Origin of the sequence: Streptomyces sp. NPDC058663, assembly GCF_042716745.1 — a bacterium.
Lineage (GTDB): Bacteria > Actinomycetota > Actinomycetes > Streptomycetales > Streptomycetaceae > Streptomyces.
The window spans coordinates 1-10,752 of sequence record NZ_JBHXRV010000090.1; the positions used below are offsets into that span (position 1 = coordinate 1).

A 10,752-nucleotide genomic window follows, 5' to 3' on the forward strand; every position below is an offset into this window, starting at 1 on the left:
CCCCCCAGGTCATCCGATCGACAGAGGGGACACAGTCATACCGGGCCCGGAGGCCAGCGGCCCCATTGCAGGACCGCGAAAAACATAACGGGGGGTAGTTCGCGGCCTGTATGAGGGTTGGGGAGCTTGCGGCGGTTCGGGTTCGGCTGGAGGAGTTCGCGTCCGAGGTGTTCGCGCCGTTGGTGCGGCAGGATCAGCGTGAGAAGGGTGCCGTATATCTGCGGGGACTGCTGCTGGACGGCCGCAGGAAGTCGATGCAGCCGATGGCGGAACGGCGTCGGTGTCGATCACCAGCAGAGGATGGCGCTTCATAGCAGGCGGCGCAGCCAGAGCCGGGGAGCCCGGCGGATCACCCAGGCACTGGCCAGGCCGATCACTGCGCCGACGGCTACGTCGCTGGGGTAGTGCGCCCCGGAGTGCACCCTTTCCACGGCGACCGCCGCCGCCGGTACCGCGCAGGCCGCACCCCACCCCGGGCTGGTGCCGACGACAGCGGCGGCGAAACCAACCGCGGCGGCAGTGTGCCCGGAAGGAAACGAAGAGCTGTCCGGCCGGTCACAGACATCGTCATGGGGGATCAGTTCCTTGGGGGGTCTGCGCCGCTCGTAGAGCTGCTTGCACACCGCATTGGACAGCAGCTCGGCCACACCCATGCCGGCGAGTCCCGCGACTGCCGCCTTTCGTTCCCGGTGTCCGCCCACGGCGGACATCACCGCCGCCGCGGCCCACCACAACTTGGTGTGCTCGGCCGCCGACTCCACCACCGGCAGCACTTGCCGCGCCAAGGGCGAGGTCCAGTGGGCCATGCGGCGGGTGAGTCGACGGTCGCCTTCTTTCAGATCAGCCAATCCGCTCATGTGCAGGCAGCTTCCCTCCACCACGCCTGACATGCACAAATGATTGCTGCCGCTGGGCCTGGAGGACTACACGCCCGGTGTCCCGTGTGAAGGGGACCTCCACCAGCACAGTGCCGTAGTGGCGCCCTTTGCGGGTGGCGTACTCGTCGTTGCCGTCCACCCGCGCCGCGGGCACCTCCGGCTCAGGAAGAGCACCGACCAGGCGCAGGATCGCGCTCCTCCTGACGGACACGCCCTCAGGGCGGAAGCCAGCCGGGTGCCAGCCCGTCGAGGGCAAGACCGCTGCGGCAAGAGTGGATCGCAGCCGTTCGGTGCGCCGGCCGTAACTGCGGGCGAGGCCGGGTATCTGTTCCACGAAGGTCCGCCGGGTGCACGTGGTGTTGCACTAGCGGAACCGCCGAACTCGTAACCGGGGTAAGGCCCTTGAGGTCGGACCGGGCCAGTGACGACCTGCGGCAGCGGATCATCAGCCGGCCGGAGCAAGTCCGATGGCACCGACAACCTTCCAAGGACAAGACCGCACTGGTGAACTCCCTGCCACCGCCGACCGGCCCACTTCTCCTGCCCGTACAGGACCCGCGCACCCGTGGCCTCGCTCTCGACTACGCGGGCATGCACGCCCTGGTTGCCGACCTGGTCCTGCCGGGCGGCGCATCGATGTACGTCATGAGTGCGATGGAAACCTCCCGCGAACTCATCCGGCCCTCCTACTACCGGTACGAGTTCGCCACCGTCGCCGTCACGCATTCCCTGTTCGCCTTGGAGCACGTCCTCGCCGAGCGTCTGGCCACGAACGAACCACTCCACGACCTCATTGCACGCGCCACCGACACAGGACCATGTCCGTGCTCGTCGGCGGACTCGTCTGGGCAGAGGTCTGCGGGTACTCCATCGACGACATCGACCGCGCAGGCGGTCACGTGCCGACCCTCGCACTTGTCGCCTACGTCATTGTCGGCACGGGACTAGCGGGCGCAGCGGGCCGTCGCTGAGACTCTTGCACCCCGAGTCCCGCCGGCGGAGGGCATTGGCGATGTTCTGCGTCCAGGTGGGCGGTGCCGCTGCTGATGCCGTACTACGCGCAGGAACGGCCACCCCCGTGCCGCGCTCACCGGCCATCCGCTGGTGCGTCCGTCCCTTGCCGCCGAAACGACTGGCCCGCCTGTCACGCGGGAAGGGAGGCGGGGCCCGACCGTGGTGGCAGACGGATCGGGGTGCGCAGACCATGGTGGCGCAGGGCTCCGGCGCAATAGCCTGGACTGTCCACGGTGGCGACAGGGGGGCGGGGACGATGTCCTGGGCGACGAACAGATGCCGGTGCGGTGACGCACGCTTCCGGCACGGCGACCCCCTGTACGCCGGGCCGTGCGCTGGCTGCGGCTGCGAGGCGTTCGAGAATCCGCTTCCACTGCCGCTCCCGCCCGAGCCCCCGCCCCGGGAGGAGCTCGAAGTGCACCCGTCCTGCCCGATCCAAGAGCCGGGCTGCAACGGCATGCATCCCACGATCGGCTGGTGAGCGCGGGGGCGGACCCGCATCCCACGCCCGGAATCGTCAGCGTGACCGTGCTCCCGCCGCTCCCGTACGAGCGTGGCGGCCGATGGTGGCGATACGTGCGAAGTACGGCACGGCTGCGGCGGAGGCGAGGTAGCGGGAGCCCCGGTGGAAGACCGCGTTGAAGAGGCGGAGCCAGGCGTTCCCGCAGGGATTATCGTCGTCGCCGCCCACCAGGCGTCAGCCGGCCGGGACGTCGTCGGCGCTGCCGTAGACGGGCGGAGCCGGGACCAATCGATGTCGTCCAGGCGGGCCAGTAGGCCTCCGTCGTTCTGTTTCTTGATCCTGCTCTCAGCCGTACACCCGCGTTCCTGTTCGGTGAGGCGGATCGCAGGACGGGCAGGACTTCCTCCCGTCATGCGTCATCGAGGCGCGCGTGGACCGCGAAGTCGGCGTAGGAGCGCACGGCGACCGTCGGCGCCGCATCTGCGTCGCCTTCTCGTACGTCTTCCCTTGCCCGGTCTACGGGTCCGCTGGTGTGTGCCCCCGTGTTCATCGTGCCGCCCAGCCTTCCTTCTTCTCTACCCAGGTCCGGATGTCCGCGGCACCCTGACGGATCTCTGCGTCCGGGGCCCGGGTGAGTTCTTCGCACAGCTCCAGGAAGCCCCTCACGCCGGCGCCATCGGTGATCGCCTCGTCGACCCCGGTCTGCATCCAGTCGGCGTGACAGTCATCAGCCCTACCACTGCCCGCGCAAGGGCTTCGCCTGCCGTACCCACGATGACGACGAGGCCTCCGCCAACGCCTCCCGCAAACCGTTCACTACGACCGCTCCGCCTTCTTTGCCGTTGCCCATCGCATTCCCAGTGCTCGAGTTCGGTCTGTCGTTCGTGGGTGAGTTTGTCGGCGCGTTTGCGGGTGTTGTCCAGGACCATCCCGAGCTTCACCGCCATCACGTCAACGCCGCCGGCGCCCCCCTGAGCGCTTCCCGGTCTGCCGGGCGTCTCCCACATGCTCGGCGTGCTTCCGCGGTACCACCAGGTGCCCTTCTCGGGCGTGGAATGCCTTCGCTGCCGCGAGGTTGAGTTTCCACTTGTCGTCCTGGTGCGCTTGACCGGCCGCTCGCCCTCTTCAGGCGGCCCAGGAGGCGTCGGTGGTTGTCGGGCCAGGCAGCCGCGGTGACCGCTGCCTCGAAGGCGATGGGGCAGCGCAGCTGGTCGCCGAGGTGACTGCCGATGCGGGTCAGGGCGAGCGAATCCGTATGACGCCGCGCCACCGCCCCGTCTGCGCCGTCGGGGTGCTCTCCCGCTCCTCACCGGTCTCGCCCGGCGGACCAGAGGGAAGACCACGCGGCGGGCGGCACGTGGTGGGTGGCAGACAGGGCGGGGGCGTCAGACGATGCCCTCCGCGATCTCTTCCCGTTCCCGCTTGGTGCCGTACGCCGCCTCCGACGGGGTCCCGTACGAGCTGCGGGCCGCGTACCACCACGCCGTCGCCAGCAGCAGCACCGCGGCCAGCGCGATCACCGCGTAGTTCATCGTCTCCCAGTTCACCGGCGCCTTCTGCGGCAGCAGGAAGAGCAGCGTCACCACGGCCACCCACGACACCGCGAACCAGCCCACCGGCTTGCTCCACCGGCCCAGGTTCCACGGCCCCGGCTCGAAGCGGTCTCCCGCCCGCAGCCGCAGGAAGATCGGGATGGCGTACGCGGGCGTGATGCCGATGACGTTGATCGCGGTGACGGCGCCGTACGCCGTCGCCGAGTACAGCGAGGGCACCGCGATCAGGCAGGCCACGCCGACCGACAGCCACACCGCGGGGACGGGCGTCTGGGTGCGGCTGCTGACCCTGCGCCACAGCTTCGAGCCGGGCAACGCGTTGTCACGGCTGAACGCGAACACCATCCGGCTCGCCGCCGCGACCTCCGCGTTGCCGCAGAACAGCTGCGCCACGATCACCACGAGCAGCAGCGCCGTCGCACCCCCCGAACCCAGCGCGTCCAGCAGGATCTGCGCCGGCGGCACCCCGGTCGCGCTGCCCACGGTGCCCGCGTAGTCCTGGATGGCGAAGGTGAGGCCGGCCAGCAGGGCGAAGCCCGCTATCCACGACACCCAGATCGCCCGCACGATGCCGCGCGGAGCGGCCACCGAGGCGTTCGACGTCTCCTCCGACAGGTGCGCCGACGCGTCGTAACCGGAGAAGGTGTACTGCGCGAGCAGCAGCCCGATGGCCGCCACGTAGAGCGGACTGTCGATGCCGGTGTCGTTCACGAATTCGGTGAAGACGAACCTCGCCGACTGGTGGTGGTCCGGGACGATCACCAGCGCGCCGACGATCACGGCGACGCCTGCGATGTGCCACCACACACTGATCGAGTTGAGCACGCTGACCAGCCGTACGCCGAACAGGTTCAGCACGGCGTGCAGCAGCAGGATGCACATGAATATGAGCATCGTGGAGCCCGGCGTCGGCTCGAAGCCGAAACGCAGGTTGAGAAGCGCACCCGTGAACAGCGCCGCACCGTAGTCGATGCCCGCGATCGCACCGAGCAGCCCCAGCAGGTTCAGCCAGCCGGTGTACCAGCCCCACTTGCGGCCACCGAGCCGGTCGGCCATGTAGTACAGCGCCCCTGACGTCGGGTACGCGCTCGTCACCTCGGCCAGCGCCAGACCGACGGTCAGCACGAACAGGCCGACCCCGAGCCAGCCCCACATCATCACCGCGGGTCCGCCGGTACCGAGACCGAAGCCGTACAGCGTCATGCAGCCGGACAGGACCGAGATGACGGAGAAGCTGATGGCGAAGTTGCCGAAGCCGCCCATCCTGCGGGCCAGCACCGGCTGATAGCCGAGCTCGCGCAGCCGCTGCTCCTCGTCGCGCTGGGCGGGCGGCTCCGCCCGGGTCTGCTTCGGTGGCGATATGGACACGGGTGTTCCTCCGGTGGGGGATCGGTTACGGGGGAGGTGGCTGGAGCGAACGGGTACGGGCGCGCAGGAACAGCTCCTCGGCTTCGCGCGCGGGGTCGCCCTGGTCGTCGCGAATGCGGTACGTCCAGGGGACGGTGGCGTAGTAGGGCCCGAGCGCCTCGAACACCCGTGCCGCCGAGGAGAACTGGTGGGCGCCCCACAGAGCGTGGGCGAGATGGCTCAGATCGAGCAGCGAGTGCGCGGCGGGATCGGCCGGGCCGGAGCCGCCGCCGGTGCCGTCGAACCACTGGTGCAGTGCGTGCTGTGCGTCCCGGATCGCGTCGTCCGTCACCCAGTGCAGGTCCAGGGCCCTGTCCTGGCCGCGCTCGCGGCGGTAGCGTTCGATGCGCACGTACAGGGGCAGCACGTGCACCGCGGACCCCACGGGGGCGGTGCCCACCGCCCAGCGCGCATAGTTCACGGCCTCGGGCAACGAGCCCCGCGGGCTGCGCGCGTACACGAACTGCAGCATCCGGTGATGGGCCTCGCGGTTGTCCGGATCGCGCTTGACGACCTCGTTCAGCAGGCCCCACGGACCGGGAAAGAGCATCGGTCCCGGCGGAGGCATCCGGTGCTCGGCCACCCGCTGTCTGCGATCGAGCGGCGAGAGCGCCAGCAGGCAGACCCACGGCACCGGATCGTCGGGAGCCTGCTGGGCACAGACCTGGCAGGCCTCCCATGCCTCGTGCCACAACGCGGTGGTCTGCGGATGAGCTTCGCGGTGTGCGCGGGAGGCACGCTCCACCGTGACCCGGGTGTGCATCACCGTCGCAGCGAGACTGTGCGGCTCCTCCGCGCGCCAGGCGCGTACGGTGTCGGTGCCGGCGGCCACCGCGGCCAGCACCTGGGTGCGCCGGGTCCACGACGCCCAGTCGACGGTGCCGGCCAGCAGGTTCCGCATCGCCACCCACCGGCCGGTGCGTAACTCCTGGACAGCGAACCGCAATTCGGCGTCATGGCCCGCCGGGTGGTACACCGGACGGAACTCGTCGCTGGGCATCTCTACTGGTCCTCAGGTGCGGCGGGGGGCGGTCCGGCAGACTCCGTTCCGCCGTGTGCTTCGTCGGGTCAACCCGGTTGGGACGGCGTGTAGTTGACCATGAATGCGGCGTCCCGGTCCAGCTTTTGCCGCGAAGGCCCGGGCCGGCGAGCCACTTCACCGGTCGCCTCTTGACTGCGACTGCGGAGCTGGCCCAGTCTTTCGGCGTCGATCACAGGGCGAGGGGTGCGGGAATGGCAAGGGGATCTGCGGGTGGGGACGCGCCGGTACTGGCCGTTGACCAGGGCACATCCGGGACCAAGGCCCTCGTAGTGTGCCCCGAGCGGGGCGTGCTCGGTACGGGTGAGGCACCGGTACGCCCCCGCCACCTGCCCGGCGGTCGCGTCGAGGTGGACCCCGCCGAGCTGTACGCCTCCGTGGTGGAGGCCGGCCGGTGCGCGCTCGCCGCGGCGGGCGAGCCCGTCGCCGCCGTCGGACTCGCCAACCAGGGCGAGACGGTCCTGGCCTGGGACCCGGCGACCGGCGAACCGCTCACCGACGCGATCGTCTGGCAGGACCGCAGGGCCACGGAACTGTGCGAGGAACTGGTGGATCAGGCCCCCGAGCTGCAGGCGCTCACCGGCCTCCCCCTGGACCCCTACTTCGCCGCCCCCAAAATGGCCTGGATACGGCGCCGCCTCACCCGCGCCGGAGTGGTCACCACCAGCGACGCCTGGCTCGTCCACCGACTCACCGGGGCGTTCGTCACCGACGCGTCGACCGCCGGCCGCACCCAGCTCCTCGACCTCGACCGGGTGGCGTGGTCCGGGACCGCCCTGGACGTGTTCGGCCTCACCCACGAGGACCTTCCGGAGATCGTCGCCTCCGACAGATACGTGGGTACGACGAAAGCCTTCGGCGACGAACTCCCGCTGACCGGACTGCTGGTGGACCAACAGGCCGCGCTCCTCGCACAGCGCGCGGTGGAGGCGGGATCCGCCAAGTGCACCTACGGCACAGGGGCGTTCCTGCTCGCCCAGGCCGGCAGCCGGCCGGTGCGCCCCACCACGGGCCTGGCCGGGTGCGTGGCCTGGCAGCTGCGCGGCCGTACCGACTACTGCCTCGACGGCCAGGTGTACACGGCCGCGTCGGCGGTGCGCTGGCTGACGGACCTCGGTGTCATCAACGGCCCCGAAGACCTGGACCGGGTGGGCTCCACGGTCCCCGACAGCGGGGGAGTGACCTTCGTACCGGCACTGGCGGGCCTTGCGGCACCGTGGTGGCGTCCGCAGGAGCGGGGCTCCCTCACCGGCCTCGGGCTGGACACCACGCCGGGCCACCTCGTGCGGGCACTGTGCGAGGGAATCGCGGCCCAGGTCGCGGAGTTGGCGGACGCGGTGGGCCGGGACCTGGGCGCGGGGCTGCGCGAACTGCGGGTGGACGGCGGTCTGACCCGCTCCGCACTCCTCATGCAGACCCAGGCCGATCTGCTGCAACTCCCGGTCGTCGTCGCGGAACTGCCCGATGCGACGGCGCTGGGAGTGGCAACGGCCGCCCGTCTCGGCCTGTACCCGCACCTCGACGTCACGGACGCGCTGCCCTCGGCGGGTAGGCCCTCGGCGGTCTACGAGCCGAGGATGTCACCGGACGAGGCGGAACAACGAAGGGCGTCGTTCCGCAGAGCGGTAGACAGCCACTGACCGCCCCGGCCGCTGCCCTCCCACCCACCACCCGCACCCAGGCCCCCCGGCATCGCCGGCGGCTGCCGCCGACGATGCCCTGTACGGCTCGTCCCCCCGCCCCGCCGGGCCTGCCCGGCCGCCTTGTCGCGCCTGCCGGGCGTACCGCTCGCCAGTCCGAACTCGCCCCCAGCCAAGCCCCACTTTTCTGCCCCAGGCCCCCACCCCACCCGCCCAAGCCCCACGCCTTCGACCCAGGCCCCCACCCGCCGAGGCCCCACCCCTCGGCCCCAGGCCCCCAGTTGCCCACGGCAGGCTCCCGGACCCCGCTCACCCTCACCACACCCCCCGCACCACGCCCCCGAGCAACCCGCCCGGCACCACGCCCCTGGAGGAGCCCCCATGCTGCCCGACGACCCCGCCCCCTACGACATCACCGTCATCGGTGCCGGCGTGGTCGGCGCCGCCATCGCCCGTGAGCTGGCCCGGCACCCCCGGCTCCGGATCGCTCTCGTAGAGGCCTCCGACGACGTCGGCAACGGCACGTCCAAAGCCAACACCGCCATCCTCCACACCGGCTTCGACGCCACCCCCGGCACGCTCGAATCCCGGCTCGTACGAGAAGGACGACGTCAGTTGCTCGCCCACGCGAGCCGGTGCGGCATCCCCGTCGAGCGGACCGGTGCCCTCCTCGTGGCCTGGAACGACGAACAACTCGCCGCCCTTCCCGCGCTCGCCGACAAGGCCGCTCGCAACGGCTGCACCCACACCCGCCAACTCACCCCCGCCGAGCTCTACCGCCGCGAACCACACCTCGGGCCCGGAGCCGTCGGAGCACTCGCAGTGCCGGACGAGAGCATCATCTGCCCTTGGACAACCACCCTCGCCCATGCCACCCAAGCGGTCCGCGCCGGTGTCGAGCTGCACCTCAACACCCGGGTGCAGGCGGTCACCGCGCTCCCCGAAGGCCATGAGGTCCGCACCACCCGCGGCACCTTGCGCACCCACCTCCTCGTCAATGCCGCCGGGCTCCACGCAGACGACGTCGACCGCCTCTTGGGCGTCCACGACTTCACCATCACCCCACGCCGCGGCCAGCTCCTCGTCTTCGCCAAACCGTCCCGGGCTCTCGTCCGGCACATCCTGTTGCCCGTCCCGACCGCACTCGGCAAGGGCGTCCTCGTCACCCCCACCGTCTTCGGCAACGTGCTCCTCGGCCCCACCGCCGAGGACCTCACAGGTGACGACGCCAAGACGGCCCACCACACCACCCCCGAAGGCCGCGCCCACCTCCTCGACCAGGGCCGCCGCATCATGCCGGACCTCCTCAAGGAGCAGGTCATCACGTCGTACGCGGGGCTGCGCGCGGCCACCGGGCACGAGGACTACCGCATCCGCGCCCACCCGGGCCTGCGGTACGTCACCGTGGGCGGTATCCGCTCCACCGGCCTCAGCGCCTCGATGGGCATCGCCTCGTACGTCGTCGGCCTGCTGGAGGAGCAGGGAGAGCTGCCGCCCGGCGACCGGCGCACCGACCTGGCGCCGCTCCGGATGCCGAACATCGGCGAAGCCACTCCCCGCCCCCACCGGCGCCCCGACCTGATCGCCCGGGACCCGGCCTACGGGGACATCGTCTGCCCGTGCGAGTCGGTCACCCGGGGCGAGATCCGTGACGCCCTGACCGCCACCGTTCCCGCTCGCTCCCCGGGCGGCCTGCGCCGTCGCACCCGCGTGGAGTCCGGCCACTGCCAGGGGGCGCAGTGCAGCGCGGCGGTCCGCGCCCTGTACGAGGAGCACGTGCCGCAGGACTGACGCGACCAGCCCTGGATCCGGCAGGCGTGGGCGCCGAGAGGCCGTGGCCGACCACCGGACGGGCCGCACTGGACGCGCTGCTGAGCCTGGCCGGCCGTCATGCCGCGGTGGCGGGACCGGCACAAATGCGCGCCGTCCTCGACGAGCACGACGCCGACGCCGCAGTGGGGGAGGAGACCGGCCCGGCCCCAGGCCCGGTGCTGCGCATGGCCGCCGACTGGACGTGCGCGGTGCCGGTTGGCGACCGGGACCGCGACTGGATCCTGGTGGCCGAACGCCTGCTGCAGGCGGCGCTCGACGCCGAGCACAAGGCGGCCGACCGCATGCGGACCGCGGCGGCCGGCACCCGCGCCGATGCCGCCACCTGGCCCGTCACCAGCCGCCGTGCTTCGATGGCAGTCCGGCCGACTGGGCCGCCGCCGTGTGGGCGGACACCCCCACGGATTCAGCAGGACCTGGCCGGGCGCCTCCTGGCGGAACTGATCGCTGCCGCCCACCCGGGCGGGCACGCCACCGCACCGCACCGCACCGGTCGGTACGCATGATCCGCGAGGTGGCCGTCTCCCCCCTCGTGCGGAATATGGAGCTCACCGAGCAGACCGCCCGCTGGAACGTCTTCCACAAGAACCCCTACCGCGTCCGCCTCGGCACCTCGGGCCCATTCGGCGTGCCGCTGCGGTGCCCGACCACGCACGAAGTGCGCACGCCGGACGGGCGGGGCGCGTACACGGTGTTCGAGGGCGGGTCGATCTACTGGTCGGCCGCCGCGGGTGCGCATCCGGTGTGGGGCGCGGTGCGTGACGCCTGGGCGCGCCAGGGCTGGGAGGGCACGGTCCTGCCGCCACACGGTCCTGCCGCCACACGGTCCTGGCGCCGCCCGGTCGTGGGGGGGGCGGGCGGGGGGTCAGGGGAGCGCCCCCCCCAGGTGGCCCCCCCCCCCCGGCCCCCCCCACACCCCCCCCACCAC

The 10,752-nt window shown here is 71.5% G+C and carries 10 protein-coding genes and 2 pseudogenes; 6 read left to right on the top strand and 6 right to left on the bottom strand.

Annotation, left to right across the window (positions count from 1 at the left end; translation table 11 throughout):
* Positions 1-110: 110 nt before the first annotated feature.
* A pseudogene (locus ACFWVV_RS36830) lies at positions 111-275 on the top strand (transposase); the annotation flags it as partial.
* Positions 276-308: 33 nt separating this feature from the next.
* Here the strand turns inward: ACFWVV_RS36830 and ACFWVV_RS36835 are convergent.
* The gene (locus tag ACFWVV_RS36835; protein ID WP_384358798.1) at positions 309-890 is read right to left on the bottom strand and encodes a phosphatase PAP2 family protein; all 582 of its coding nucleotides are present in this window, start codon (positions 888-890) and stop codon (positions 309-311) included.
* An 806-nt stretch (positions 891-1,696) separates the two neighbouring features.
* On the opposite strand from ACFWVV_RS36835, the gene ACFWVV_RS36840 reads away from it, so the two are divergent.
* Positions 1,697-1,849 carry a hypothetical protein gene (locus tag ACFWVV_RS36840; protein ID WP_384358800.1) on the top strand — a complete coding sequence of 51 codons (153 nt, stop codon included), beginning with the start codon at positions 1,697-1,699 and terminating at the stop codon, positions 1,847-1,849.
* Positions 1,850-2,409: 560 nt separating this feature from the next.
* Here the strand turns inward: ACFWVV_RS36840 and ACFWVV_RS36845 are convergent.
* The 5 genes from ACFWVV_RS36845 to ACFWVV_RS36865 all read right to left on the bottom strand — a co-directional run bounded on the left by ACFWVV_RS36845 (position 2,410) and on the right by ACFWVV_RS36865 (position 6,315).
* Complete coding sequence (locus tag ACFWVV_RS36845) at positions 2,410-2,583, bottom strand: hypothetical protein (RefSeq protein WP_384358802.1); 174 nt, start codon at positions 2,581-2,583, stop codon at positions 2,410-2,412.
* Between the two features lie 181 nt (positions 2,584-2,764).
* Positions 2,765-2,905 (bottom strand): hypothetical protein, encoded by a 141-nt coding sequence (locus ACFWVV_RS36850; protein WP_384422915.1) that lies wholly within the window; start codon positions 2,903-2,905, stop codon positions 2,765-2,767.
* Positions 2,902-3,063 carry a hypothetical protein gene (locus ACFWVV_RS36855; protein WP_384358804.1) on the bottom strand — a complete coding sequence of 54 codons (162 nt, stop codon included), beginning with the start codon at positions 3,061-3,063 and terminating at the stop codon, positions 2,902-2,904. The genes ACFWVV_RS36850 and ACFWVV_RS36855 overlap by 4 nt, the downstream gene beginning before the upstream one ends.
* A 677-nt stretch (positions 3,064-3,740) precedes the next feature.
* Positions 3,741-5,276: an amino acid permease gene (locus tag ACFWVV_RS36860; RefSeq protein WP_384358806.1), complete on the bottom strand. Its 1,536-nt coding sequence runs from the start codon at positions 5,274-5,276 to the stop codon at positions 3,741-3,743.
* 25 nt (positions 5,277-5,301) lie between these two features.
* Complete coding sequence (locus tag ACFWVV_RS36865) at positions 5,302-6,315, bottom strand: hypothetical protein (protein WP_384358808.1); 1,014 nt, start codon at positions 6,313-6,315, stop codon at positions 5,302-5,304.
* Between the two features lie 233 nt (positions 6,316-6,548).
* On the opposite strand from ACFWVV_RS36865, the gene ACFWVV_RS36870 reads away from it, so the two are divergent.
* From ACFWVV_RS36870 to ACFWVV_RS36885, 4 genes and pseudogenes are all read left to right on the top strand, one after another.
* Positions 6,549-7,994, top strand: coding sequence for an FGGY family carbohydrate kinase (locus ACFWVV_RS36870; RefSeq protein ID WP_384358810.1), 1,446 nt, complete (start codon positions 6,549-6,551; stop codon positions 7,992-7,994).
* Positions 7,995-8,375: 381 nt separating this feature from the next.
* Positions 8,376-9,785, top strand: coding sequence for an NAD(P)/FAD-dependent oxidoreductase (locus ACFWVV_RS36875; RefSeq protein WP_384358812.1), 1,410 nt, complete (start codon positions 8,376-8,378; stop codon positions 9,783-9,785).
* A 26-nt stretch (positions 9,786-9,811) separates the two neighbouring features.
* Positions 9,812-10,330: a hypothetical protein gene (locus ACFWVV_RS36880; RefSeq protein ID WP_384358814.1), complete on the top strand. Its 519-nt coding sequence runs from the start codon at positions 9,812-9,814 to the stop codon at positions 10,328-10,330.
* Between the two features lie 35 nt (positions 10,331-10,365).
* Positions 10,366-10,752, top strand: a pseudogene (locus ACFWVV_RS36885) (hypothetical protein); the annotation flags it as partial.

What these genes read in the sequence shown, in the direction of transcription:
- ACFWVV_RS36835 (WP_384358798.1), bottom strand. Translation starts at nt 890, where the DNA reads ATGTCAGGCGTGGTGGAGGGAAGCTGCCTGCACATGAGCGGATTGGCT.
- ACFWVV_RS36840 (WP_384358800.1), top strand. Translation starts at nt 1,697, where the DNA reads ATGTCCGTGCTCGTCGGCGGACTCGTCTGGGCAGAGGTCTGCGGGTAC.
- ACFWVV_RS36850 (WP_384422915.1), bottom strand. Translation starts at nt 2,905, where the DNA reads ATGAACACGGGGGCACACACCAGCGGACCCGTAGACCGGGCAAGGGAA.
- ACFWVV_RS36855 (WP_384358804.1), bottom strand. Translation starts at nt 3,063, where the DNA reads ATGCAGACCGGGGTCGACGAGGCGATCACCGATGGCGCCGGCGTGAGG.
- ACFWVV_RS36865 (WP_384358808.1), bottom strand. Translation starts at nt 6,315, where the DNA reads ATGCCCAGCGACGAGTTCCGTCCGGTGTACCACCCGGCGGGCCATGAC.
- ACFWVV_RS36870 (WP_384358810.1), top strand. Translation starts at nt 6,549, where the DNA reads ATGGCAAGGGGATCTGCGGGTGGGGACGCGCCGGTACTGGCCGTTGAC.
- ACFWVV_RS36875 (WP_384358812.1), top strand. Translation starts at nt 8,376, where the DNA reads ATGCTGCCCGACGACCCCGCCCCCTACGACATCACCGTCATCGGTGCC.